This window comes from Spiroplasma endosymbiont of Polydrusus pterygomalis (genome assembly GCF_964030635.1).
Lineage (GTDB): Bacteria > Bacillota_I > Bacilli_A > Mycoplasmatales > Mycoplasmataceae > Spiroplasma.
In genome coordinates this window covers 757,130-781,028 of sequence record NZ_OZ034909.1, presented here as the reverse complement: position 1 = coordinate 781,028, position 23,899 = coordinate 757,130, and the positions used below count along the sequence as shown (strand labels likewise).

Here is a 23,899-nt window from a genome sequence, read left to right as displayed (position 1 = left end):
AAGAATGATCTTTAGACCCTTTTATTTTACCTTTAGCCATATAAAAATGTTTCTCCTAACTTTATATATTAATAATAATCTAGAAAAATTTTTATTTATATATCTCAGTTAAAAGAAACATTGCACAGAATTTTATTTCTGTCTTTTTCTTAGTTTTTGGAAAATTCCCACCAATCGAATATTTTACGCGCTCTAAGAATAGTTCTATTCTAATTCAAGTTGAAAATAACTACCCATTATATTGCCATAAAAAATATATAAAGTGCTATTATTAGTGTTTTATAGATTAAGATCAATCAATTTCACTTGGTTTTTTTGGATGGGTGTTCTTTTTAATTTGGTTAATTAAACCATTACGAACATGAATAACGGTATTGGCAATATCAGCAATATTCGGGTTATGGGTAACAATAATTACAGTTGTTTTGTATTTTTTATTAACATCAACTAAAATTTCAAGTACTTTGTGGCCCATTTCTTCATCTAAAGCTCCCGTTGGTTCATCCCCAAACAAGATGTCGGGATTTTTTGCTAATGCTCTAGCAATCGAAACACGTTGTTGTTGTCCCCCTGACATTTGGTGTGGATATTTATTCATTTGTTCTTCCATCCCAATTGTTTCAAAAATATCTTTAATTGTCATATCTTTATTTTTATTTTTACTTAAGTTTTCACCAACTTGAGCATTTTCTTTGGCAGTTAAATTAGTTAATAAATTATATTGTTGGAAAATAAAACCAATATTATCTCGTCTAAATTTTGTTAAATCAACATCTTTTAAAAAAGATAAATTATAACCAATTACAAAAACATCACCGCTAGAAACTTTATCTAATCCTGAAATAATGTTCAATAATGTTGTCTTTCCTGACCCAGAAGGACCTAAAACTACAATAAAATCGCCTTTTTCTAATTTTAAATCAATTCCTTTTAAAACTGGTATTTCAACCTCGCCAGTAATATATGATTTTTTAACATTGATTAATTCAATTACATATTTACTTGTATCTGGTTTATTGTTTGATGTTGAAATAATTTCTCCTTTTAAAATCCGTTTTGAATATAACTTTGTTTGTTTCTTTTGTTCTTTTAATTTTTGTTTAAATTCTTTAACGTCACTATAATCAACTTTTTTTTTCCCTCTTTTTTATTTGGTTTTTTTGCTTTAGATTCTTTTCTCTTTGATTTTTTTTGATCTGTACTAGGTATATCTTTAATTTCAGCCATCTTGTATTTTGCCTCCCCTTTGAACATTAAATTACATTTAACAAATATTTTTTATCATAATAACATCATAACAAAATTATTGTAATTTTATCAACTTATTTGGATATATTATCCTTATTCTTTTAGTAAGGATTTTAAATCACTAGCTCTAATAAGATATTTTTTGCGACAAAAGTCACAAGCAATTTCAACTTCACCATTACTTGCTAGAATTTCATTAAGCTGCTCATCACCTAATAATTTAGCTGATTCTAAAGCTTTTTCATATGAACAACTACATTCAAAATTAACCTCATCAGCTTCTAACACTTTGGCATCTTGATCAATTAATTTAAAAGTATTAATTACATTATCTTCCGCAATTAATTTATGACTAATGTTTTCTAAATTCTCAATCTTTTCTTCTAAATAATCAATATCTTCGTCCTTATGTCCTGATAATAACTGCGCAAAAAAACCAACCGCTTTGGCAATGGTATTATCTTCATTCATTTTAATTGAACAAACAATAATAGATTTAATTTGTTCACTTTGTGCTAAATAATAAGTAAAATCTAAATTAATTTCACCAGAAATTAATTTAATTTGCCCCGAGAAATTCTCTTTCATCTCTAAATCTTTCATCACTCGTAAATAACCATCTGTTCCGACTACTTGCGAAATAACATTATGATCCCGGTCAATTTCCCCAACATCAAATTGGGGATTAGTACAAAATCCTCGTACTTTATGCCCAGTATACTCCGCCATAATAGTTCCAATTGGACCATTACCATTAACAATACTTGTCATTTTATAAGTTGCATTCTTCATATCACTACCAATTAAAATAGTTGCTAAAACAACTCGTGATAATACAATTGTGGCAAGTGGATTAGTTTCATGTAATTTAATAATATCATTTAATGATTTGGTTGCATCAACAACGGTCATTTTAATATTATGAACATTACTAATTGCTTTCGTTACTTTATCCATTCTTTTAAAACTCCTTTATAAATTTCTTTCCTCTGCAATTATAATACAACCATCCGGAAAAGTAAAATAAAAGCAGGTTTAATTCAACCTTGCACAGTTTCAGATAACTGAGAATTTTAATTAAAAAATGCTTTCATTTCATATTGAAGTGGTGTCATTTTTAAATTTAAAATTTTTCTTTTTTCATTATAATGAATTATATAATTATCTACAATATTTTTTACTTCTAAAATATTTTTACAGTGTGATAATTCTGAGTTCTCGGTTTTAAGAATTGAAAATCAATTTTCAATCGGTGAATTATCTAAACAATTGCCTCTTCTTGACATACTTATATTTATACCATATTTTTTTAATAATTTTTCATAAGCTTTTGAAGTGAAATGAATACCTTGATCAGAATTAATAGTTAATTCACCTTTGATTATTTTTCTTTTAATAATTGCTTCTTTGATACAATTATTTACTCAATTTACTGTTGGAGTTGTTGTTAAAGAATAATTTACTATTAAATTACTAAATAAATCCTTGATTGCAAATAAATATACTCATTCTGTGATTGTTTTAACATACGTAATATCAATTGATCACTTTTGATTAGTTTTTTCAGCTTTAAAATTAAGTTTTAATAGATATTTATGTCGAATATGTTCATTTGTCATTTTTAAGAAATGATTAATTTTTTTTCTTGTTTTAATTCTTACACTAGAAATTTTATTAGCTAATTTCATATAACGATAAACTGTTGAATTCGACACATTAATTTTTTGCTCTTCCAAAGATAATTTAATTTGTCTGTGTCCTTTAATACTATTTTCTATATGAATTGCTTTAATTATTTCATATATTGAATAATCAATATTTGGTTGATATTCATCACAATTTTTTGAATATTCATTTCAAGTATCATATGAAATTATTAATTCTTTTAAATATCATGATAAAGTAATTTTTGAAACTTGCAATTCTGATTTAATAAAAGCAATTTGTTTTCTAATGTTTGTTTTTGTTTTTATCTTTGGAAGAGCTTCAAGCTTTTTTAAAACCTCATTCTCAGCTTTTATTCTTTCATTTTATTTTTTTAATAAATAGTTTTCACGTTCTAAGGGTTTTTTAAACTTATTTAATTCAAAATCTTTTCGCTTTTTTCGTTCTTTTAGAATTTCTTTATTTTGTTGAAATTGATTTAATCATTTTGAAATAGTTGCTAAACTAATATGATATTCTTTTGCTATTTCACTATAAGATTTATTGTTAATTAAATATTCATTAACAATTTTTTCTTTAAATTCAAAAGAATGATCTTTAGACCCTTTTATTTTACCTTTAGCCATATAAAAATGTTTCTCCTAACTTTATATATTAATAATAATCTAGAAAAATTTTTATTTATATATCTCAGTTAAAAGAAACGTTGCAGCGTTTAATTCAACCTACTTTTTATTTTGATCATTATTTTTGTCATCTGCCGGGTGATCTTTTTTTCGTTTTTTTGGTTTAACTTCTAAAATTTCACCTTTAGCTTCTTTTTCCTTATGCTTAGCAGCACGTTCTTTTTCATGAATTACTTCATCTGGTAACTTATGATATTTATCAATATATTCAATTTGTTCAGCTGTAATTGTTTCTAATACTTTTAAACTTTCAGCAATTAAATCTAATAAACTACGGTTTTCAGAAATCAATGCTTTTGCTATAACATAACAATCATCTAAAATTTTACGAACTTCCGTATCAATTTTAGCTGCTACATCTTCTGAATATCGTTTTCTTGTTTCCGTATATTCGTCTTTTGGCGATTCAAATTGAACTAATCCTAATGAACTCATTCCGTATTCAGTAACCATATGACGAGCAATATTGGTTGCTTTTTCTAGATCATCATGCGCTCCTGTTGTTATTTTTGTTTTTCCAAACATAATTTCCTCTGAAGCACGTCCACCTAAATAACCAGTAATTGTTGAATATAAGTTTTCTTTACTATGGAACATTGTTTCTTCTTTTGGGGTCATAATTGTATAACCACTCGCTTGTCCCCTTGGAATAATTGTAACTTTTTGAACTTTGCTAGCAGATTCTAATCGTAAACCAATTAAAGCATGGCCAGCTTCATGATATGAAACAATATCTTTATCCATTACTGAATATTTACGTGATTCTTTTGCTGGTCCCCCAACAACACGGTCAATCGCTTCATCAATAATATTAACAGTAATAATTTTTAAATTCTTACGAACACATAAAATTGCTGCTTCATTTAAAACATTCTCTAACTGTGCCCCAGAAAAACCAGGCGTTCTTTCGGCAATTCGTCTAAAATCAACTTCTGTTGAAACTGCCTTGTTACGAGCATGTAATTTTAAAATTGCTTCACGTTCATTAATATCCGGCAATGAAATTTGGATCTGACGGTCAAAACGACCTGGTCTTAATAAGGCTGAGTCTAATACATCAACGCGATTTGTTGCTGCCATTACAATAACTCCCGTATTAGTTCCAAATCCATCCATTTCAACTAATAACTGGTTTAATGTTTGTTCATTAGCACCGCTCCCAAATGAAACAGTTCTTTTACGACCAACAGCATCGATTTCATCAATGAAAATAATACATGGTGCTGCTTTTTTAGCGGCAATAAACATTTCACGAATTCTTGAAGCCCCAACTCCAACAAACATTTCTTCAAATTCAGAACCTGAAATTGAGAAGAATGGTACACCAGCTTCTCCAGCAACTGCTTTTGCTAATAAGGTTTTCCCTGTTCCGGGTGGCCCTTCCATTAGAACTCCTTTTGGCGCACGAGCTCCCATACTTGAATATTTTTGTGGGTTTTTCAAATAGTCAACTAATTCAACTAATTCTGTTTTTTCTTCATTAATTCCCGCTACATCCGAAAACTTAACAGTTGATTGAATTTGACGAGCTTTATTTTTCCCCATTGAAAAAGGATTAGCCCCCGATATTCCGCCCGACATTTTTGATAATCGTGCAATCATAAACACCGCAATTCCCACTATTAATAATCATGGCACCAATTGGACTAGCATTTCTTGTCACATTGGAACAAATTCACGATCAATTGAAACAAGACCATCTTTTAATTTTTCTTTAAAATTATGATCTCATATATTTGTTTTTTCTCCAGGTCGGTAAGTATAATTGTTAAAACCTTCACGATTTCATTCAGAACTATAACGGACAGTTTTAATATTCCCGCCTTCAGAATAACGAATGATCCCTTTCATAACAACACTATTTTTACCAACACCAGCATCAATAGTCATTTCATTAATTTCTTTTTCATTATATTTATGGGTATTGCCAATTCTTTGCATGTCCCCTTCGCTAATTTTTGTAATATCTGATTTTGTTCATAATACAATTGTTAAAATAATTAAACCAATAAAAATTAACGAACTTATAATTGCAAACCACATTTTTTTCTTATTCATAACTATTTCCCCTCTATTAAGACTTAAAAATTAATATTTTTTGGGCATTTTAAACAATGACCCAATTCTAGACTATTTTATCATAAAAAAAAATAAATTGTGTTTTTCCAAGCAAGTATTATTAATAAATTCATTAATTTTTAAACTAACTAAATTATTGGCATAAATAAGATGATTATTTTTATCTAAAACAAAATAACTTTTTCGCGCTAAAAGCGAAACTTTATTTTTAATAAATCAACGATTTAATGGCATCTTATTTACTATTATTTTATTTAGTAATAGTAAATCATTAGTAATTGTGATTGGTCATTGCGTTGCTGTAATCTTAAAAAAATGCTTGTTTTTAGTTCCCCAATTAATAGTATTTTCTTGCCATTTTACGGGTAAATTAGTCTTTGAACTAATTTGTATTGTTGTGGGTTTTAAAAGATCATTATTAATAATATCAACATTATCATATGATTTAATTAAGGCATAATCCGCATTAATGTTAAGAATAAGATTGGGTTTTGGACTTTTTAACTCCTTAATTATTTCATCTAAAAATCTTCTTTTTTTATGACTAATTAAATGAACAACATTATTATTTTTAAAATAATTAAAAATAATAATTTTTTGTAATTTAAAATTATTAATAACATTAAAATTAGGAACACTAATTTGACCAAAATTATCAATTAAATAATTCTTGGCAATTAATTTTAATTGTTCATTCTCTTTATTTTTTTGGTCAATTTCTAATAACATATCTTGTAAATTAATTTGTTGAATTTCATTGCGAATAATATTGCGGTTATAAATTGCTAAAATATTAGTTGAATCAATCGCATAATTAACTTGCTGGTGCAATAAATATTCAATAATTTCTTCTCGTGTTATTTTTAACATAATTCGAAAGACATTAAGTTTTGTTCCCAACATTTGTGAATAGTAATAGCTATTTTGATTTAAACCATAATGTTCAACAATGCCGTTTCGTTGTTTTTGTAAAATATATGTCTCAATATGATCTGTTAAATTATGAGCAATTAAAACTCCCTGGCAATGATATTTTTCACTAATTTGGCAAAATAAATCATAACGTAAATCACGTGCAATCCGCTGGAAATTATGTGATAGCACTTGATATTGTTGATATTCCTGCACCGTTACTTTTTTAACATGTAACTTAATATTTCGTTTTTGACAATATTCAACAACAATTTGTTCATCATGATTACTATCTTCTCGTTTTTGATAGTTCACTAAACAAACAATAAAATTATTAATATCTAATTCAGAACTATGATAAATATTATCAAGTAAAAACATACTATCTGGGCCACCCGAAACACCAATAACATATTTTTCATTTTGTTTTAAAAGTTTAGTATCCATTTTAATCACCTATTTTCGAAATAATTTTAAAACTGTGGATTGGCAACCCTTTTTAGGACACTTTTTATATGGACTGTTGTTTTCTAAATTCAACAGGTGTTAAATAATTTAAACTACCATGAATTCGAATATTGTTATATCAATCCACAAAGTCAAATAATTTGTATTTTAATTGGGTTAAATTTATAAATTTTTGCCCCTTGATAAATTCCGTTTTAAAACTTTTGTAAGTTGTTTCAGCCACAGCATTATCGTATGGACAGCCTTTATTGCTTAATGATCATTTGATGTTAAAAGTATTTAAGATATTATCAATGATTTTATTTTTAAATTCATTACCCCGGTCAGTATGAAATAACGTAATTTGTTTTAATGGTCTTGTAATTGAATAAAAGGCTTTTTGTCCTAGTTGGGCTGTTTTGTTTGTACCGGCACTATAGCCAATTATTTCACGATTAAACAAGTCAATTAATAAACAAATATAATGTCATTTAGCACAAACTTGAACATATGTTAAATCACTAACAACAACTTCATTTGGTTGTTTATTATTAAATTCACGGTTTAAAACGTTGCTAATTTCGTTGTTATTAACCATTGACTTATGATTACGATATTTTAATTTGGTGTATTTAGATACTAACTGATTTTTAATCATAATTTGGCGAATTTTTCTTCGCGATAAGATAATATCTTTTCTGGTTAAAATAGCTTTAATTTTACGAGCTCCATAAATTTTGCGACTAGCATTAAATGCACTGATAACTTCTTGTTCATAATTATTAACATCAACCGTAGCGTATTTATTAATTTGATAGTAATATGTTGATTTTGCTATCTTTAATATTTGACCCATTTTTCGCACGGAATATTTTTCTTTATTATTGTTAATAATTTCTATTTTTTGCCAATTATCAGTGCCGCTTGCTTTAAAATGTCGTTTTCCATTCGTAATTGGATTAATTCTTTCCGCAAGGCAATCAGTTCATTTTCTTCAACAGTGCGGTTATCTTTTACTTTAAAAGATCCAGAATTATTTAATTTTTCAATTCACTGATATACGGCTGATTTTGACATCCCATATTCCTTAAAAATTTCAAGAATGGTTTTACCATTTTGATAAAGTAAAACAATTTGTTTTTTAAATTCATACACCGATGAATTTCTTCCCATTTTTATATTCCTATTTTCTTCATAATTATATTTTATTTGAAAGTCCACATAAATATGGTCCAACTTATTGTAACCTATCCACTGTCTGTATAGTGATAATCACTATTATGTACTATAATTGGTTCTTCAACAATAAGTCCTTCCCCGCTTTGAAAACGAGCTTCAATTATGCAAAAATCAATTGCTTCACTTGTTAAAAAAGGATGAATAAACTGTAATCGTTTAAATATTAAAACCATATTTAACTAATAAAGCAGTAATTTCTAATAATCTTGTTGTTCGATGAATAATCGTAAAATAATCCCGATTGGCAATTAATTTCTTAGCAGCAAAAATAATATCTTCTAAAATTACATTTGTTTCATGGCGTGCTGGAATTAATAACTTATTTTTCTCATTTAATTTTGCCCCATCAATTTTAAAAAAGGTGGTTATAGACTGCACCCAAAAAAGTAAGTATTAATAAAAAGGTTTACAAACTTTCATTTATTATATATTTTTCTTTTTGGTTTGAATATCATTTATTTCATTTTTTAACATCATTAATATATTCATTATGAGATTTATAATTTTTATTATGGATTGTTCCTTTTTTAAGTAATGAATGAAAACTTTCAATAATAATGTTGTCTGCACAATTATAATTTTTACCCATTGAAATTATAATTTTGTTATCTAAACATTTACTATTATAATCTTTAGATGTATATTGATATCCGTGATCTGAATGAATTATTGTTTTATTTAGATCTTTTTTTATTTTTTTAATTGCTGAATTATACTTGTAAGTGCAAGTAAATAAAATTGCAAAAAATATCATATAAAAATTTTATGATGCTAAGTTTATTTTAGAAAAAATAAAGCAAGGAGTTTTTATATGGGATATAAACATCTTGGCATAGATGAAAGAATTTATATTGAGAATCAATTGAAGTTTAAAATAAAAATTAGTGAAATAGCTAAAAATCTTAATCGAAGTATTAGTACTATTATTCGAGAAGTTAATAGAAATAAAGATAATAATCATTATTTTTCATTAATTGCACAAAATAAAGCAGAAAATAGAAAACAATCACATATTTATTTTCATAAGTTTAAAAATAGAGAATTAGTAAAATATGTACAACAAAAATTATTATTAGGTTGATCACCCGAACAAATTTATGGCAGAATTAAAAATTTTCATAAAGAATGAATTATTAGTTTTAAAACAATTTACAATTGAATTTATTCTGGATTACTTGAAAAAGTTACTAATAAAAATTTAAGAAGAAAAGGTAAGAAACGAAAATATCAAGAAAATCGGGGTAAATTTAATGGTAAATCAATTAAAGAACGAAATGCTAATGTTAATAATCGCGTAACTCTTGGTCATTGAGAAGGTGATACCGTAGTATCATCACGAGGTAAAAGTAAATCATGTTTAATAACTTTAGTTGAAAGAACATCAAGATTTACTTTAGCAATATTAGTTGAAAATAGAACTACTAAAGTTATTAACGAAAATATTAGCCATTATTTATCAATTCTTCCAAATAATCTTGTTAAGACTATAACATTTGATCGTGGTAAAGAATTTGCTAATTGACAACAACTTGAAAAAAATTTAAATGTGAAAATTTATTTTGCTAATGCATATTCACCCTGACAAAGAGGTACTAATGAAAATACTAATGGTTTAATTAGAGAAAAATTTCCTAAAAAATTTAATTTTTCAAATACTACTAAAAATGCAGTTCATAAATTTATATTGTCTTTAAACCAAAGACCAAGAAAAATACTAAATTATCTTTCGCCAATCGAATATTTGGTTAGAAAAATAATTTAGTTGCACTTAACTTTACAATTTGGCAATTTTATTAATTGCAGCATTTAAATTATCAATTACAAGTTTGTTATTATTAAATTTTGATCATTTTACATCAATAATTTCTTTAGTATATCCATCAATTATTGTTGATTGATAATGTTTTTTGCCATTTCAAATTAAATAAGTTACATCAGTAAATAAAATTGAAAATCTTTCTTTAATATCATTAAAATTACGATTTACTAAATCAGGATATTTAATTATATTTTTATTTCTATTTTGTTTTATTAATATTTTTCTACGCATACGCTTTACATACCCAAGCTGAATATGTAAAGCGTATGCGTAGAAAAATATGGCATTGTGTAGATACAAGCTCCAAATTTGTATCTCTTGTTAAATTAATAATAACATTATTTAAAATAAATGCAACTATTTTTTAAAAAATGTCCTTATCTTGTGATAATTTCGTAATAGTTATCTAGCAAAAATTTCGCAACCATTTAAAATTAAAAATGGTGATAACAATGGAAAGAAAACTAACAATGAAAGAACAACATAAATACAAAACAATTGAAAAAATTATTAACAATAAAATATCAAAGCAAAGAGCTGCAAATATTTTACACTTATCAATTCGTCGCATTGAACAACTTATAAAACTTTATGATCCACAAAATAGTCAATCATTTGCTAACCATTCTCGTGGAAGGATAGCTCACAATAAAACAAATCCACAAATTTGTGAAAAGATTATAAATTTATATAAAACTAAATATATTGGCTTTAATTTTACTCATTTCAAAGAAAAATTAATCGAAAATGAAGGAATAAACATTTCATATTCAGTTTTATACAAATTAATGTCCTTAAATCAAATTAAAACACCTCGAAAGCAAAAAATAAAGAAAAAAGATAAAACCCACCCTTTAAGAGAACGTCGAAAATGTTTCGGCGAACTATTACAAGCTGATGCCAGTGAACATCATTGATTAGGACCAAATGGTCCAAAATGATTTTTACATGGCGCAATTGATGATACAACAAATACGGTTGTTGGATTATATTTTGCTTGTCAAGAAACATTACAAGGTTATTATAATGTTTTACATCAAATTTTACGAAATTATGGAATTCCCATGACATTTTATACCGATAAACGAAAAATCTTTACATACCAAAAAAGTAGACTGCACCCAAAAAAGTAAGTAAAGAAAAAAAGTCTTTGCTAAACTTTTAAAGGAGGTGCATTTTTATATGGCAAGAAAAGGACAAAAATTTAATAAATATACAGCAGATTTTCGAAAAAGGATAGGACAAGAGATTAAAAATAATAGTATAAGTTTTATTGCAAAAAAATATGCAATTAATAAAAAAACTGTTGCTTCATGGTATGAAAATTTTAAGAAAGGAATTTTAAACACCAATAAAGGTCCAAAAGAATCATTTGAAAAAAGAGATTTAAACTATTACAAAGTTAGGTATGAATTACTAAAAAAGCTTCATGACTTTTAGACTGCACCCCGTTTAGTAAGTATTAGCCAAATTGTAAAGTTAAGTGCAACTAAATTATTTTTCTAACCAAATATTCGATTGGCGAAAGATAATTTAGTTGCACTTAACTTTACAATTTGGCATATTTATTATTTTTAATGATATTTTTATATTTTATTTATATATTTTTTTCTTGTTTTCTTGCTTTAATTTTGTAGAAAACTCTTGATAAAGTTAAAAACCCTTATAAAATATAGAGATTTGCAAAAAATACATTTTATAAAAAACCCAATAAAATCAAGGTTTTATTAAAATATCAAGATTTTTCGACAAAATTAAAGTATTGATGATTTTTTTTATTTTATCAAGAGTTTTCTACAAAATGATTGCGTTGCCAAAGTTGGGGAAAATAAAAAAGAAAGTTTTCAGTATAATTAAGTTTGAAAAAAATTAGAAAGAAAACTATCCTATGAATATTATAACTAGAATCCAAGAGTTTTTAAACGAAAATAATAACTCTTTTATTGATTTAATTAATGAAATTAGCCCCAATATCACTATTACAGCACTATTATCCTATTTAAACAATGAAATTAGTTCTGAAGCTTGAATACTATTTAAAAATATTTTTGAATATATTGATAACTATATTTTTAATAAGGACTGACGCAAAGCACGTTATATTCCAAAAGGATTTTATCAACGAACTTTGGTTTTTCGTAATGGTGAAGTTACTTTTAAACGACGAAAATATATCTTAAAACCAGAATTTCAAGTGGCAAAAAAACCAAAAACGGTCTTTTTACTTGATGTTCAATTAGGGATTGAAAGTTATCAGCGACTTGATTATGATTTTTCGTTAGAAATAATCAGCAAATTAGGCATAAATTTTAGTTATCAAGATATTTGTAATATGTATCGGAATGCTAACATAACAAAAAAAACAATTTTTAACCTTATTAAACGGTTTGATATTAAACATTTGTTAGAACTAATGCTAGATGAACCAGATACAAAACTAAAACACGATGGGGTTATTTATATTGAAACCGATGAAGCATATCGCAATGCCATTAGTTATCAAATCAAAAAACGATTAAAAATTAAGAAAAGAATCCGTTTAACCGTCTTTCATACTGGTTATAAAGATCCTAAAACAATACGAAAAACAATGCATAATGTCAAATTTCTAGTAACAATGACTAATGAAGTTAAAAAAAATAACTCTAAAAAATACTGACAAGGAATTAAAGAATTTATTAACTTAAATTATGAATCACCCGAGACAGCTAAAATTATTGTGCTTGGTGATGGTGCACAATATATTTCAACGGTTGAAAAACACATCAATGTTGAATTTATCATTGATCGTTTCCATGTTATTAAAAAAATTAAAGATTGTCTCCGTGGTCCACGATATTATAAACGTTATTTATTTAATAAAATTAGAAAAGCAATTCTAAAATTAAACTGAAACAAGGTTACAAAATACCTTGAATGAGCTTATCAGCTTGTTAAAACCGAAGAAGCGAAAGGAAAGTTACAAGAAATATCTAATTATTTAAGAACATACTATGGAGCAATTCAAAAATGAGAATATCAAGAAAATATTGGTTGTCGCATTGAAAGTTATATTGCTCGAATTATTAAAGTAATGTTTCGTTCAAAACCAAAAATATTTAATGAAAAAACGATTTATAAAGTAATGTTATTAAAACAATTGACAGCTAATGGGATTAATCCCTTTCAAGAACTAACAGAAATTAAAAATCTTCAAGTAAAAAATGAACAAATTACTTGAAGATGAATATTTAAAAAGATGAATAATCCAGAAGTTAAACAATATAACTTACCAATATTCACCGCTTCTACATTATCAAATACTAAAACTCTTTTAAAGAAAATAGTTTATAATTATTATTAGAACTTAATGCTGAAAACTTTTCCCCAACATTTTACACGCTACCCTAAAAAATTAAAGCTTACTTTTAATTAAGGATTAATTATAATATAATATATTATAATTACATTATTTAAATTGGATTATTAATAAGTGAGGCAGAAAAATGAAGATACATCCCCTTGTGAAAGAAGTTTTAATTACTACTGAAGAAATTGACCAAAAATGTTTTGAATTAGGTCAAAAAATTAGCCATTATTATCTTAATGAACATCCAGCTCAAGATAATACGATTTTATGTTTAGGTCTATTAAAAGGATGTATACCTTTTATGGCGAAACTTATTCCTCAATTAGTTGGCGTTGAATGTGAAACCGAATATATGGTTGTTTCCTCTTATTTTGGTGGGGTTAAAAGCAATGACACACCACAAATTTTACTTGATTTACCAATGCCGATAACAAATCGTGATATTTTATTAGTCGAAGACATTACTGATAGTGGTAAAACAATTAAAATGATAAAAGACTACTTATATCTCAAAGGAGCACGAAGTGTTAAAGTTGTTACTTTATTAGATAAGAAAGCCGGTCGCAAAGTAGACTTAGCTGCTGATTGGTATGGGTTTGATGTTCCACCGACTTTTTTAATTGGTTTTGGATTAGATTACCAAGAACGATTACGAAATTTACCATATATTGCGATTGCTGATCAGGATAAAATAAAAAACTGAAAATGAACAACAAAAAGATAACTTAAAAAATGTATGTGGTTTCTACATACTAAACGAGGTGCCGTCTAGTGCTAGCGAAATTGTAACAAAATTTAAAAATATTGTTATAAATAATAATTTAATTGGGAAAATTAAAGGAATAGACTGCACCCTGTTTAGTAAGTATTAATAAAAAGGTTTACAAACTTTCATTTATTGCCAAATTGTAAAGTTAAGTGCAACTAAATTATTTTTCTAACCAAATATTCGATTGGCGAAAGATAATTTAGTATTTTTCTTGGTCTTTGGTTTAAAGACAATATAAATTTATGAACTGCATTTTTAGTAGTATTTGAAAAATTAAATTTTTTAGGAAATTTTTCTCTAATTAAACCATTAGTATTTTCATTAGTACCTCTTTGTCAGGGTGAATATGCATTAGCAAAATAAATTTTCACATTTAAATTTTTTTCAAGTTGTTGTCAATTAGCAAATTCTTTACCACGATCAAATGTTATAGTCTTAACAAGATTATTTGGAAGAATTGATAAATAATGGCTAATATTTTCGTTAATAACTTTAGTAGTTCTATTTTCAACTAATATTGCTAAAGTAAATCTTGATGTTCTTTCAACTAAAGTTATTAAACATGATTTACTTTTACCTCGTGATGATACTACGGTATCACCTTCTCAATGACCAAGAGTTACGCGATTATTAACATTAGCATTTCGTTCTTTAATTAATTTACCATTAAATTTACCCCGATTTTCTTGATATTTTCGTTTCTTACCTTTTCTTCTTAAATTTTTATTAGTAACTTTTTCAAGTAATCCAGAATAAATTCAATTGTAAATTGTTTTAAAACTAATAATTCATTCTTTATGAAAATTTTTAATTCTGCCATAAATTTGTTCGGGTGATCAACCTAATAATAATTTTTGTTGTACATATTTTACTAATTCTCTATTTTTAAACTTATGAAAATAAATATGTGATTGTTTTCTATTTTCTGCTTTATTTTGTGCAATTAATGAAAAATAATGATTATTATCTTTATTTCTATTAACTTCTCGAATAATAGTACTAATACTTCGATTAAGATTTTTAGCTATTTCACTAATTTTTATTTTAAACTTCAATTGATTATCAATATAAATTCTTTCATCTATGCCAAGATGTTTATATCCCATATAAAAACTCCTTGCTTTATTTTTTCTAAAATAAACTTAGCATCATAAAATTTTTATATTAGATTTTTTGCAATTTTATTTACTTGCACTTACAAGTATAATTCAGCATTATATATTTTTCTTTTTGGTTTGAATATCATTTATTTCATTTTTTAACATCATTAATATATTCATTATGAGATTTATAATTTTTATTATGGATTGTTCCTTTTTTAATTAATGAATGAAAACTTTCAATAATAATGTTGTCTGCACAATGATAATTTTTACCCATTGAAATTATAATTTTGTTATCTAAACATTTACTATTATAATCTTTAGATGTATATTGATATCCGTGATCTGAATGAATTATTGTTTTATTTAGATCTTTTTTTATTTTTTTAATTTTATTAATTGCAGCATTTAAATTATCAATTACAAGTTTGTTATTATTAAATTTTGATCATTTTACATCAATAATTTCTTTAGTATATCCATCAATTATTGTTGATTGATAATGTTTTTTACCATTTCAAATTAAATAAGTTACATCAGTAAATAAAATTGAAAATCTTTCTTTAATATCATTAAAATTACGATTTACTAAATCAGGATATTTAATTATATTTTTATTTCTATTTTGTTTTATTAATATTTTTCTACGCATACGCTTTACATATTCAGCTTGAATATTATTTTCTTTCATAATTCGTAATACTTTCTTAGCATTATAAACAATGCCATAATCTTCTTTTAAATATTTGGTAATTCGACGATAACCAAATTGTTTTAAATTTTCTTCATAGACTTTTACAATATTTTTTAATGATTCGCTATCCTTACCATTACTTGAATAATTTTTATATTTATCTCAATAACTACGCTTTAAATCTGTTACATCAAGTAATAAATTTAGTGGATATTTATTGATGTTTTCTTTGATAAAAAATACAATTTTTCTTTTATTTAATTGTAAAAGTCATGAAGCTTTTTTAGTAATTCATACCTAACTTTGTAATAGTTTAAATCTCTTTTTTTAAATGATTCTTTTGGACTTTTATTGGTGTTTAAAATCCCTTTCTTAAAATTTTCATACCATGAAGCAACAGTTTTTTTATTAATTGCATATTTTTTTGCAATAAAACTTATACTATTATTTTTAACCTCTTGTCCTATCATTTTTCGAAAATCTGCTGTATATTTATTAAATTTTTGTCCTTTTCTTGCCATATAAAAATGCACCTCCTTTAAAGTTAGCAAAGACTTTTTTTCTTTACTTACTTTTTTAGGTGCAGTCTAGTCTACAGTCTACACTTTTTAATTTGTTAAGTTAACTTGTTCTAAAAACTGAAATGTTTTCTTCCCAACAATGACTTTTTTCTCCGTTTCACCATCAATTTGATAAAGCACTTTATTAAATATGCCATTGATATCAATACCAATTATTTGTGATAACATAATTTCTTCATCTAAAAAGAAAATTGTTGTTTGATTCACTTTAATTCATAGACTATTATTAACTAACGTATGAACAATTAAATAACTTAAAATTAAAGCATAATTACAAATTGCAATAATAACAAATAAATAAGCAAAAGTATCTGAAATATCAGTTAAAGTCATTAACAAAATATAATCAATAATAATAAAAATATTAATCGGTGTTAAGATAACATAAATTGTAATAAAGATAAAAAGGATCATTCCCTTTCATTTATATTCTTTAATACTATCCTTATTTTCTTTTTGTTTTTGATAATGAAGGAAAAATAAAGTATGAAAAGTATACAAAGCTAACATTAAAATTAATGAAAAAATGAAAATAATATTTATCTTCATTGCCTAATTAGCCTCCTTTTTCTTGCCATGCTTTAAAAATTATTATTGATATTTTAACATCATTTGTTATAAAACAATAAATTTTTTCAGCGGTACTAATGAAAAAACCAAGTTGATAAAGTCCATTCCGATTAAAAACACTTGGTAAGGCAAAATTGACATCTTTTAATAAAATTATTACATTTTGATCTTTAGTTTGCCATACCAAACGTTGGTTTGTTACATAAAGTGTTCCGGTCAGGGTTTCCCCACCCCTATTTATGGTTAAGTTTAAAAAACACGCCAGGTATTCAACATAATATTTATTTTGCATTCGTTGAATTAAATAATAAGCATTTTGGTTAAGTTCTTTTTTCTTATTGATTTCATAGCCACTAATTGTTGCTTGATAATAACATGTTTCATCTTTTGGCAATTCATATTTAATTTGGACTTCATTTAATGGATCAGTTAACAATGGTTGATTATCATCAATCATCGTTTGTAATTCATGTTTTTTTTGTTTAAAATGCTTAATTTTTTGTTGTTGGAAGAAAGCTAAAATAAGCACAATAATGATAGCGCCTCCTAAAATACTTCCAAATAAAATAAAAGAAATTAAATAACTATTGTTCATTTTTTCACACCTTATAAATTAGATATGGTGTTTCTAACCCTTTTACAATGATTATAAAGCACTTTTGTTGCATATATACTTTAATTTTGTCGAAAACTCTTGATAAAGTCAAAAAAATCATCAATATGACAATTTGAAAACGAATTTGGTGGAAGATTATTATTGTTCTTTAACTTTTTTAGATGTTAAAATATAATACCGTTGCTTGTTGGTTTGGTGTTAAACCTTTGTGTTGGTATTTTCATTTTCAGAAATTTAAATAATTTTGAATGTTAGTAAAACCTAAACCACGATAATGAATTAAGGCTTCTTTAAGACTTGCTTGTAATTTACTAATTTTATTTAATTTTCGATAACTGGCATCAGGATTTGTCCTAGTTTTAGTGGCATATAAAGTAGAACTTGTTTGTTTTGCTACTAATAAATATAATGGTTGCATATCAGAAATAATAATGGAATTTTTGTTAATTAATTTTGTATTCATATTTTCAATAATTCACTGTTTTTGTAATCGTTTGGTATTAGTGGATTGAACAAAAATATTATTATTAGTATCAACCGCCATTTGAATACAACATTTAGTGTTAGTGGAAAATGGATCAAGATGAGTTTTTCGTTTATCAAATTTATCTTTAAAATTACCTTCATGGATTTCTTTAATAAATGTTTCATCGATTTGTATTTGGCCATTTAATTTTTTAAATTTTAATTAAGTATTTTCTAATTATTTTGATTGCATTAATTTTTGGCGATTATATCAAGCTGTTTTGGGTGTTGTTTTAATAAAACGGGAAATTACTTTACTAGATTGTCCTAGCAATGAAATTTGAATTAATAAATTTCATTGTTCATAATTTAAATGACTTCAATAAGTAAAATGATGACGAAAAGCATCAAAACTAGCCCGACATTTTTTGCATAAATATTTTTGTTTTCTTTCGGGATTATGGCCATTTTTAACACAATGATAAGATTTGCAATTAGGGCATTTAATACCTTTATCTCTAAATTTTTGATTAATTCTGCTTCTTTTTTAACTTTTTCATAAAATTCTAAAAATTGATCATTTTTTAAACTATTTATTAATTATGCAAGTATTTTTTCCATCAATTATTTACCTCTCTTTATATTAGCTGAATTATACTTGTAAGTGCAAGTAAATAAAATTGCAAAAAATCTCATATAAAAATTTTATGATGCTAAGTTTATTTTAGAAAAAATAAAGCAAGGAGTTTTTATATGGGATATAAACATCTTGGCATAGATGAAAGAATTTATATTGAGAATCAATTGAAGTTTAAAATAAAAATTAGTGAAATAGCTAAAAATCTTAATCGAAGTATTAGTACTATTATTCGAGAAGTTAATAGAAATAAAGATAATAATCATTATTTTTCATTAATTGCACAAAATAAAGCAGAAAATAGAAAACAATCACATATTTATTTTCATAAGTTTAAAAATAGAGAATTAGTAAAATATGTACAACAAAAATTATTATTAGGTTGATCACCCGAACAAATTTATGGCAGAATTAAAAATTTTCATAAAGAATGAATTATTAGTTTTAAAACAATTTACAATTGAATTTATTCTGGATTACTTGAAAAAGTTACTAATAAAAATTTAAGAAGAAAAGGTAAGAAACGAAAATATCAAGAAAATCGGGGTAAATTTAATGGTAAATTAATTAAAGAACGAAATGCTAATGTTAATAATCGCGTAACTCTTGGTCATTGAGAAGGTGATACCGTAGTATCATCACGAGGTAAAAGTAAATCATGTTTAATAACTTTAGTTGAAAGAACATCAAGATTTACTTTAGCAATATTAGTTTAAAATAGAACTACTAAAGTTATTAACGAAAATATTAGCCATTATTTATCAATTCTTCCAAATAATCTTGTTAAGACTATAACATTTGATCGTGGTAAAGAATTTGCTAATTGACAACAACTTGAAAAAAATTTAAATGTGAAAATTTATTTTGCTAATGCATATTCACCCTGACAAAGAGGTACTAATGAAAATACTAATGGTTTAATTAGATAAAAATTTCCTAAAAAATTTAATTTTTCAAATACTACTAAAAATGCAGTTCATAAATTTATATTGTCTTTAAACCAAAGACCAAGAAAAATACTAAATTATCTTTCGCCAATCGAATATTTGGTTAGAAAAATAATTTAGTTGCACTTAACTTTACAATTTGGCATTAAAAATATACCTAATTTTAGGTATATTTTATAAATATCAAAAGTTTTCTACACAAAATTAAATAATTTCTGTCAATATCTAGCAAAAATTTCGCAAAATTATTTAATTGATAATGTTTGTAATGTATATTGATTATTTCAAGGATGATTTGGTTTTGGTTTATGTGCTTTAGATTTGGGAACTTTGTTTTCAATATTTTTAATAGGAACCGGAATGTATTCTAATAAATTATATATTTGATTGTTATATTTTAAATATAATGTTTCATCAAATGCTTTAATTACTGTAATTTTTGTTTTTGAATTAAAGACTTTTAACTTTTTATTATTATAAGCCATATATTTTTTATTGTTATAACTAATTGATGAACCATTGTCTGTTTGTCGCGTTGAAGTGATTGATAAAAATAAATTAATTTTGTCATTATTAGGAGCGTCAACAAAGACAGAATTGTTATAATCAATAGGAATGGCAAATTGTTTATTGAATTTGGTTATAAATTCTTTTAAGAATGTATTTGCTTCTTCAATAGTGGTTACTCCTGCGAGAATTAATTAATTTTTCAAGCGATCTTGTAGAACGCCTCATAAACGTTCAATTCGTCCCTTTGCTTGGGGAATTGAAGTAGTTATGATTTTGACACCTATTTCATCACAGCATCGGGTGAATTGAGTAAAGGTGTCTTTTTCTTCGGTTTTATCACTACTTTTTTGGTATGTAAAGATTTTTCGTTTATCGGTATAAAATGTCATGGGAATTCCATAATTTCGTAAAATTTGATGTAAAACATTATAATAACCTTGTAATGTTTCTTGATAAGCAAAATATAATCCAACAACCGTATTTGTTGTATCATCAATTGCGCCATGTAAAAATCATTTTGGACCATTTGGTCCTAATCAATGATGTTCACTGGCATCAGCTTGTAAAAGTTCGCCGAAACATTTTCGACGTTCTCTTAAAGGGTGGGTTTTATCTTTTTTCTTTATTTTTTACTTTCGAGGTGTTTTAATTTAATTTAAGGACATTAATTTGTATAAAACTGAATATGAAATGTTTATTCCTTCATTTTCGATTAATTTTTCTTTGAAATGAGTAAAATTAAAGCAAATATATTTAGTTTTATATAAATTTATAATCTTTTCACAAATTTGTGGATTTGTTTTATTGTGAGCTATCCTTCCACGAAAATGGTGAGCAAATGATTGACTATTTTGTGGATCATAAAGTTTTATAAGTTGTTCAATGCGACGAATTGATAAGTGTAAAATATTTGCAGATCTTTGCTTTGATATTTTATTGTTAATAATTTTTTCAATTGTTTTGTATTTATGTTGTTCTTTCATTGTTAGTTTTCTTTTCATTGTTATCACCATTTTTAATTTTAAATGGTTGCGAAATTTTTGATAGATAACTATTACGAAATTATCACAAGATAAGGACACACACACAAAATTAAAGAATTTCTTGCAGTTTTTTACAACAATGTTAAGATGATATTGTAATTTACAGAGGTAACTTATGAAGCATAAGTTTGAGAAATACTCTTAGAACCTGATCTAGTTAAGACTAGCGTAGGGAGTTCAAATTCGTTATTGATTTAATTTAAGAAATTTAATTTGATCCTCATTTTCACAGACGTTAATTACAAAGTTATTTGTGTAAGGAGATTTTCATATGGATGTAACCCCAACGGTTAAGTTTAATTTTAAACAACAAAAAATTATTTTATGATACAATAAAATAACTATTTTTGTTGTAATTAGTTTATATCTTAGTTTTTTAATAACTCTTAGTATTTTACCCTTATCAACTTTAAGTACCTTATTGCATTTAAATAATGATGAAAATTTTAAAGAAATATGAATTTTTTGTCTAACTATTTGTGCTTTTGGATTAATTTTTAGCATTTTATATGCGATAAGCGTTTGATTCGCAAGTTATGAAGAATATATTAATTATAAATTTCAGTTTATTATTTTAAATATTATTAGTTTTAATCTCCTGAATCTAATTAGTAATATTATTATTTATAGTTATGAAACAAAAGTTAGTGATTTTCTTTTTTCTAACGCCACTAAACGCAAACGTTTTTTAATTAATTTAGGAATTTGAAAATGAAAAACATTTGATTTTGTTATTATTGCAATGTTTGTTGTTTTAACCTTAATATTAGCCTATTTAGAAGCATTATTAATTAATTTACCCTCTGGTGGTGGTGTCGGACTAAAATATATTCCCCTTGTAATTATTGCTTTTTTGCATTCAGCTTTAGCCGGTTTTTTTATCGGGAGTATTAGTGCTTTAATGTCCCTATTATTTATTTCCTCGCATTTTTATGTTTCAGCATGATCATATTTACTGGATTATTTTGTCCCGATGATTATTCCTACTATTGCTGGCTTTATGCGTTTTAAGGTTAATAATGATAAAAAATATATTACATATGTTAATTATATTATTCTTTGTTTCAGTATTATTAGTTTAATTTATTTATCACAAGTATTATCTGGAGTCCTAATTTGAACAACTTTATTTCCTGGTTCAGTTTGACCAGGCTATACAAATTGATTATATGCAATTGCTTATAACTTTATTCATAGTTTTCTTTTTACCTATCCAATTATGCAACTTGTGATTCCGTTAGCTCTGCGGAGTTTAACTTCCGTTTTCTGACAACGTTATCTAAAATATACCGATTAAAAAAGTAAATTAAAGCTTAATTTGATACAAGACATGCTTTGCTAAAATATGTTTCGATGAAATATTTGGATGATAAAATTCGTTAACTTTTTCCATTCCAATTTTTTTCATTAACTGAATTGTAAGATTAAATGGAACCTTTAATTTTGTCGAAAACTCTTGATAAAATAAAAAAATAATCAATATGACAATTTGAAAACGAATTTGATGGAAGATTATTATTGTTCTTTAACTTTTTTAGATGTTAAAATATAATACCGTTGCTTGTTGGTTTGGTGTTAAATCTTTGTGTTGGTATTTTCATTTTCAGAGATTTAAATAATTTTGAATGTTAGTAAAACCTAAACCATGATAATGAATTAAGGCTTCTTTAAGACTTGCTTGTAATTTACTAATTTTATTTAATTTTCGATAACTAGCATCAGGATTTGTCCTAGTTTTAGTGGCATATAAAGTAGAACTTGTTTGTTTTGCTACTAATAAATACAATGGTTGCATATCAGAAATAATAATGGAATTTTTGTTAATTAATTTTGTATTCATATTTTCAATAATTCACTGTTTTTGTAATCGTTTGGTATTAGTGGATTGAACAAAAATATTATTATTAGTATCAACCGCCATTTGAATACAACATTTAGTGTTAGTGGAAAATGGATCAAGATGAGTTTTTTGTTTATCAAATTTATCTTTAAAATTACCTTTATGGATTTCTTTAATAAATGTTTCATCTATTTGTATTTGGTCATTTAATTTTTTAAATTTTAATTGAGTATTTTCTAATTGTTTTGATTGCATTAATTTTTGACGATTATATCAAGCTGTTTTGGGTGTTGTTTTAATAAAACGGGAAATTACTTTACTAGATTGTCCTAGCAATGAAATTTGAATTAATAAATTTCATTGTTCATAATTTAAATGACTTCAATAAGTAAAATGATGACGAAAAGCATCAAAACTAGCCCGACATTTTTTGCATAAATATTTTTGTTTTCCTTCGGGATTATGGCCATTTTTAACACAATGATAAGATTTGCAATTAGGACATTTAATACCTTTATCTCTAAATTTTTGATCAATTTCATTTAAGCGTTTTTGTTTTTTGATTAATTCTGCTTCTTTTTTAACTTTTTCATAAAATTCTAAAAATTGATCATCTGTTAAACTATTTATTAATTCTGCAAGTATTTTTTCCATCAATTATTTACCTTTCTTTATATTAA

Annotated in this window: 27 protein-coding genes, 3 pseudogenes and 1 riboswitch; of the genes and pseudogenes, 7 read left to right on the top strand and 23 right to left on the bottom strand. The window is 25.4% G+C overall.

The window, feature by feature from the left end; genetic code table 4:
- Window positions 1-286 precede the first annotated feature (286 nt).
- From ACQH23_RS05015 to ACQH23_RS04970, 10 genes and pseudogenes are all read right to left on the bottom strand, one after another.
- Window positions 287-1,114, bottom strand: a pseudogene (locus ACQH23_RS05015) (ABC transporter ATP-binding protein); the annotation flags it as partial.
- Window positions 1,090-1,227: a hypothetical protein gene (locus tag ACQH23_RS05010; protein ID WP_425379158.1), complete on the bottom strand. Its 138-nt coding sequence runs from the start codon at window positions 1,225-1,227 to the stop codon at window positions 1,090-1,092. The gene ACQH23_RS05010 and the pseudogene ACQH23_RS05015, both read right to left, overlap by 25 nt.
- A gap of 114 nt (window positions 1,228-1,341) precedes the next feature.
- The gene (locus ACQH23_RS05005; RefSeq protein WP_425379157.1) at window positions 1,342-2,205 is read right to left on the bottom strand and encodes an Hsp33 family molecular chaperone HslO; all 864 of its coding nucleotides are present in this window, start codon (window positions 2,203-2,205) and stop codon (window positions 1,342-1,344) included.
- A 116-nt stretch (window positions 2,206-2,321) separates the two neighbouring features.
- A complete protein-coding gene (locus ACQH23_RS05000; protein WP_425379156.1) occupies window positions 2,322-3,170 on the bottom strand; it encodes an IS3 family transposase in 849 nt (282 codons plus the stop codon).
- A gap of 108 nt (window positions 3,171-3,278) precedes the next feature.
- Window positions 3,279-3,539, bottom strand: a complete 261-nt coding sequence (locus ACQH23_RS04995) for a transposase (RefSeq protein WP_425379155.1) — start codon at window positions 3,537-3,539, stop codon at window positions 3,279-3,281.
- Between the two features lie 99 nt (window positions 3,540-3,638).
- Window positions 3,639-5,657: an ATP-dependent zinc metalloprotease FtsH gene (gene ftsH / locus ACQH23_RS04990; RefSeq protein ID WP_425379154.1), complete on the bottom strand. Its 2,019-nt coding sequence runs from the start codon at window positions 5,655-5,657 to the stop codon at window positions 3,639-3,641.
- Between the two features lie 72 nt (window positions 5,658-5,729).
- Window positions 5,730-7,037, bottom strand: coding sequence for a tRNA lysidine(34) synthetase TilS (gene tilS / locus ACQH23_RS04985; RefSeq protein WP_425379153.1), 1,308 nt, complete (start codon window positions 7,035-7,037; stop codon window positions 5,730-5,732).
- A gap of 64 nt (window positions 7,038-7,101) precedes the next feature.
- A protein-coding gene (locus ACQH23_RS04980; RefSeq protein ID WP_425379152.1) for an IS3 family transposase occupies window positions 7,102-8,210 on the bottom strand; the annotation gives its coding sequence in 2 pieces (ribosomal slippage) (window positions 7,102-7,970 and window positions 7,970-8,210; 1,110 coding nt in all).
- A 222-nt stretch (window positions 8,211-8,432) separates the two neighbouring features.
- On the bottom strand, window positions 8,433-8,654 hold the full coding sequence (locus ACQH23_RS04975; RefSeq protein WP_425379151.1) for a hypothetical protein: 222 nt from the start codon (window positions 8,652-8,654) through the stop codon (window positions 8,433-8,435).
- A gap of 28 nt (window positions 8,655-8,682) precedes the next feature.
- Complete coding sequence (locus ACQH23_RS04970; RefSeq protein WP_425379150.1) at window positions 8,683-9,030, bottom strand: hypothetical protein; 348 nt, start codon at window positions 9,028-9,030, stop codon at window positions 8,683-8,685.
- Between the two features lie 57 nt (window positions 9,031-9,087).
- Between ACQH23_RS04970 and ACQH23_RS04965 the strand changes: the two genes are divergently transcribed.
- A complete protein-coding gene (locus ACQH23_RS04965) occupies window positions 9,088-10,038 on the top strand; it encodes an IS30 family transposase (protein ID WP_425377887.1) in 951 nt (316 codons plus the stop codon).
- Window positions 10,039-10,050: 12 nt separating this feature from the next.
- On the opposite strand, the gene ACQH23_RS04960 is transcribed toward ACQH23_RS04965, so the two are convergent.
- Window positions 10,051-10,395: a hypothetical protein gene (locus ACQH23_RS04960; protein ID WP_425379149.1), complete on the bottom strand. Its 345-nt coding sequence runs from the start codon at window positions 10,393-10,395 to the stop codon at window positions 10,051-10,053.
- 170 nt (window positions 10,396-10,565) lie between these two features.
- On the opposite strand from ACQH23_RS04960, the gene ACQH23_RS04955 reads away from it, so the two are divergent.
- The 4 genes from ACQH23_RS04955 (at window position 10,566) to hpt (ending at window position 14,168) form a co-directional block, all read left to right on the top strand.
- Window positions 10,566-11,228 (top strand): hypothetical protein, encoded by a 663-nt coding sequence (locus ACQH23_RS04955; protein ID WP_425379148.1) that lies wholly within the window; start codon window positions 10,566-10,568, stop codon window positions 11,226-11,228.
- A 49-nt stretch (window positions 11,229-11,277) separates the two neighbouring features.
- Window positions 11,278-11,535: a hypothetical protein gene (locus tag ACQH23_RS04950; RefSeq protein ID WP_425379147.1), complete on the top strand. Its 258-nt coding sequence runs from the start codon at window positions 11,278-11,280 to the stop codon at window positions 11,533-11,535.
- A gap of 448 nt (window positions 11,536-11,983) precedes the next feature.
- Complete coding sequence (locus ACQH23_RS04945; RefSeq protein ID WP_425379146.1) at window positions 11,984-13,438, top strand: Mbov_0401 family ICE element transposase-like protein; 1,455 nt, start codon at window positions 11,984-11,986, stop codon at window positions 13,436-13,438.
- Window positions 13,439-13,580: 142 nt separating this feature from the next.
- A complete protein-coding gene (hpt, locus tag ACQH23_RS04940; RefSeq protein ID WP_425379145.1) occupies window positions 13,581-14,168 on the top strand; it encodes a hypoxanthine phosphoribosyltransferase in 588 nt (195 codons plus the stop codon).
- Window positions 14,169-14,368: 200 nt separating this feature from the next.
- Here the strand turns inward: hpt and ACQH23_RS04935 are convergent, their stop codons facing one another.
- From ACQH23_RS04935 to ACQH23_RS04900, 8 genes and pseudogenes are all read right to left on the bottom strand, one after another.
- A complete protein-coding gene (locus ACQH23_RS04935) occupies window positions 14,369-15,319 on the bottom strand; it encodes an IS30 family transposase (protein ID WP_425379144.1) in 951 nt (316 codons plus the stop codon).
- A gap of 79 nt (window positions 15,320-15,398) precedes the next feature.
- Entirely contained in the window at window positions 15,399-16,007 is a 609-nt protein-coding gene (locus tag ACQH23_RS04930) for a DDE-type integrase/transposase/recombinase (RefSeq protein WP_425379143.1), read from the bottom strand.
- A gap of 21 nt (window positions 16,008-16,028) precedes the next feature.
- Window positions 16,029-16,094 (bottom strand): annotated as a pseudogene (locus tag ACQH23_RS04925) (hypothetical protein); the annotation flags it as partial.
- 173 nt (window positions 16,095-16,267) lie between these two features.
- Window positions 16,268-16,531, bottom strand: a complete 264-nt coding sequence (locus ACQH23_RS04920) for a transposase family protein (protein ID WP_425379142.1) — start codon at window positions 16,529-16,531, stop codon at window positions 16,268-16,270.
- 87 nt (window positions 16,532-16,618) lie between these two features.
- A complete protein-coding gene (locus ACQH23_RS04915) occupies window positions 16,619-17,140 on the bottom strand; it encodes a hypothetical protein (protein ID WP_425379141.1) in 522 nt (173 codons plus the stop codon).
- A 7-nt stretch (window positions 17,141-17,147) separates the two neighbouring features.
- Entirely contained in the window at window positions 17,148-17,690 is a 543-nt protein-coding gene (locus ACQH23_RS04910) for a hypothetical protein (protein ID WP_425379140.1), read from the bottom strand.
- A 244-nt stretch (window positions 17,691-17,934) separates the two neighbouring features.
- On the bottom strand, window positions 17,935-18,408 hold the full coding sequence (locus ACQH23_RS04905; protein WP_425379312.1) for a hypothetical protein: 474 nt from the start codon (window positions 18,406-18,408) through the stop codon (window positions 17,935-17,937).
- A 285-nt stretch (window positions 18,409-18,693) separates the two neighbouring features.
- Window positions 18,694-18,750 (bottom strand): annotated as a pseudogene (locus ACQH23_RS04900) (hypothetical protein); the annotation flags it as partial.
- A 245-nt stretch (window positions 18,751-18,995) separates the two neighbouring features.
- Between ACQH23_RS04900 and ACQH23_RS04895 the strand changes: the two are divergent.
- On the top strand, window positions 18,996-19,595 hold the full coding sequence (locus ACQH23_RS04895) for an IS30 family transposase (RefSeq protein WP_425379139.1): 600 nt from the start codon (window positions 18,996-18,998) through the stop codon (window positions 19,593-19,595).
- Window positions 19,596-20,071: 476 nt separating this feature from the next.
- Here the strand turns inward: ACQH23_RS04895 and ACQH23_RS04890 are convergent, their stop codons facing one another.
- From ACQH23_RS04890 to ACQH23_RS04880, 3 genes are all read right to left on the bottom strand, one after another.
- The gene (locus ACQH23_RS04890; protein ID WP_425378219.1) at window positions 20,072-20,311 is read right to left on the bottom strand and encodes a hypothetical protein; all 240 of its coding nucleotides are present in this window, start codon (window positions 20,309-20,311) and stop codon (window positions 20,072-20,074) included.
- A gap of 216 nt (window positions 20,312-20,527) precedes the next feature.
- Entirely contained in the window at window positions 20,528-20,725 is a 198-nt protein-coding gene (locus ACQH23_RS04885) for a hypothetical protein (protein ID WP_425379138.1), read from the bottom strand.
- 261 nt (window positions 20,726-20,986) lie between these two features.
- Window positions 20,987-21,319, bottom strand: coding sequence for a hypothetical protein (locus ACQH23_RS04880; RefSeq protein ID WP_425379137.1), 333 nt, complete (start codon window positions 21,317-21,319; stop codon window positions 20,987-20,989).
- A gap of 154 nt (window positions 21,320-21,473) precedes the next feature.
- A riboswitch (TPP riboswitch) is annotated at window positions 21,474-21,571 on the top strand.
- A gap of 79 nt (window positions 21,572-21,650) precedes the next feature.
- Here ACQH23_RS04880 and ACQH23_RS04875 point away from each other — a divergent pair.
- Window positions 21,651-22,676 (top strand): energy-coupled thiamine transporter ThiT, encoded by a 1,026-nt coding sequence (locus ACQH23_RS04875; protein WP_425379136.1) that lies wholly within the window; start codon window positions 21,651-21,653, stop codon window positions 22,674-22,676.
- 237 nt (window positions 22,677-22,913) lie between these two features.
- On the opposite strand, the gene ACQH23_RS04870 is transcribed toward ACQH23_RS04875, so the two are convergent.
- On the bottom strand, window positions 22,914-23,873 hold the full coding sequence (locus ACQH23_RS04870; RefSeq protein ID WP_425379135.1) for a transposase: 960 nt from the start codon (window positions 23,871-23,873) through the stop codon (window positions 22,914-22,916).
- Between the last annotated feature and the right edge of the window lie 26 nt (window positions 23,874-23,899).